The sequence below is a fragment of the Bacillus cereus group sp. Bc031 genome, assembly GCF_027716265.1.
Classification (GTDB): Bacteria; Bacillota; Bacilli; order Bacillales; family Bacillaceae_G; genus Bacillus_A; species Bacillus_A paranthracis.
This window is the reverse complement of record NZ_JAQFUL010000186.1, coordinates 1-2,368: the sequence shown is the minus strand read 5'-3', so window position 1 is coordinate 2,368 and position 2,368 is coordinate 1. Positions and strand designations below refer to the sequence as shown.

The following is a 2,368-nucleotide window of genomic DNA, read 5'->3' as shown; positions in this document are numbered from 1 at the left end:
TATGGTGCGACAAGAAGTCGCATTCCCACAGGGTAGCTTCTGCTACTAGATTAGATGCAAAGTCTATCTCCATCCGAAACTGCGGACTTGGTAACGGGCTCGTGGGTTGCATGAGGAAATGTGGAAACAGAGAGTCTGTACATGACTCGGAATACCGCTAGGAGAAGACAGGTACGGTGAACGAGAGTGAAGGCTCGTAAGCTTCGTAATCGTTAGCTTGGGATAATGTACAGCTCTACCCAGGTCTTGATAAGAGGAAAGGCATTCTCATAATACTGCCGCGTTGCATCCCGCAACTTATCCGGAGTAAAGAGTCCACCTAACCCTGTCGTATCTGTGGAATGTGAAACTTGGTAAGCCCTATGTCATCTGCGCAAGCAGTAGGATGACTGTAAAGTCAAACGATGTGGCAGAGGGTAAAGGATATAAGAGAAAGCAAAAGCCGCTAGCCGAAAGGAAACAGGAAAGCATAGAAATATGTATAACTGAGCGGATATTGTCGTCCTTACGGACAAACCCATGACAAGCCTGAAAGGGAGCCCACTTCTTATAGGTCTTCAACATGGAAATACATTTGTAAGTTATCTTCTGACGAATAGGAGCGTGCAGTTATGAACACCTCAGAACGAGCGTCGGCGCACGTCTCGTATACAAACTGGAAAGCAGTTCAGATGTATGTGACGAAGTTACGACAAAGAATTTACCGTGCCGAACAGTTACAGCAACAAAGAAAGGTAAGAAAACTTCAACGCTTACTCATGAGAAGCGAAGCAAACTTACTGTTATCAATTAGACGAGTAACACAGCAGAATAAAGGAAAGCGAACAGCAGGTGTTGATGAACATACAGCCTTGAGTCGCAGAGAAAGAAATCTTCTCTATGAGCAACTCAAAAAGTTAAATACGCTACAACACCGACCAAAACCAGCAAAACGTATATACATTGTGAAGAAAAACGGAAAATTGCGACCGTTGGGCATCCCAACTATAAAGGATAGGGTATATCAAAATATAGTGCGAAATGCCCTTGAACCACAGTGGGAAGCCAGATTTGAAGCTATTTCTTACGGGTTTCGTCCTAAGCGAAGTACCCATGATGCCATACGAAGCATTTTCAATAGAATCAACGGGGGCACAAAGAAGAAATGGATATTTGAAGGAGATTTTCAGGGCTGTTTTGATCATCTCAACCATGAGTGGATACTCAAACAAACTTCTTACTTCCCAGGAAGAAAACTATTGAAGCGATGGCTCAAGATGGGATACATGGAGCAAAGCTTTTTCGCGGAAACGCAAGAAGGTACTCCGCAAGGAGGAATTATCTCGCCACTTCTCGCTAACATTGCCCTTCATGGAATGGAAGAAACCTTGGGAATTACTTACAAGAAAAACTATAAAGCTAATGATAGTTATATTATGAATCCTGCTTGCAAATTTACCCTTATCCGTTACGCAGATGATTTTGTGGTCTTAACGGAGACAAAAGAACAAGCACTCTCTGTATATATGAGACTTCGTCCCTACTTAAAGGACAGGGGATTGGAATTAAGCCCTGAAAAGACGAAGGTTACACATATTGAGGAAGGATTTGAGTTCCTAGGATTCTTGATTCGGCAGTACCAAACTGAACAGGGGAATAAACTGTTCATCAAACCAAGTAAGGGCAGTAGACAGAAAGCGAAGAAGAAAATTGGAGATACTTTACGTGTCATGAGGGGTCAATCCATCGGAGAAATCATCCGAGTGCTTAATCCTATTATCAGAGGATACGGGCAATACTGGAAACATGTCGTTTCTAAGAAAATCTTTGGTACAATGGATAGCTATATCTATTGGAGAATCGGCAAACATCTTCGACAGCTCCATCCAAAGAAGTCGTGGAAATGGATATATGCAAGATATTACAGGCATCCACATCATGGTGGAAATGCTTGGACACCAACCTGCCCGAAAACAAATATCCAACTCTTACATATGTCATGGATTAAGATTGAGAGACACAACATGGTGAAATTCAAAAATAGTCCTGATGACCCAACATTGAAAGAATACTGGGAAAAAAGAGACCGTAAGGTATTTGATACGGAAAACACGATGGATAGAATGAAGCTGGCTAGAAAACAAGGTTACCGCTGCGCTATCTGCAAAACTCCACTACGAAACGGGGAAAAGGTAGTCGTAAAAGACATGCCTGTTCCGCAACACCTCATATTGTCTAATTTAAACTTAAAATTAGTTCACTTACCTTGCCTATACTAAAGGGACTAAAATCGGATAAAAAGAAGGCTTGAGCCGTATGATGGGAAACTGTCACGTACGGTTCTGAGGGGAGTTGGGGGCAGCGATGCCCCCCGCTTACCCGACTAAAT

1 protein-coding gene is annotated in these 2,368 nt (G+C 42.7%); it reads left to right on the top strand.

All coding sequences use genetic code 11. The annotated features are described in order from the left end of the window. Positions 1 to 611 precede the first annotated feature (611 nt). On the top strand, positions 612 to 2,258 hold the full coding sequence (gene ltrA, locus PDQ33_RS28730) for a group II intron reverse transcriptase/maturase (RefSeq protein WP_270757103.1): 1,647 nt from the start codon (positions 612 to 614) through the stop codon (positions 2,256 to 2,258). Positions 2,259 to 2,368: the final 110 nt, after the last annotated feature.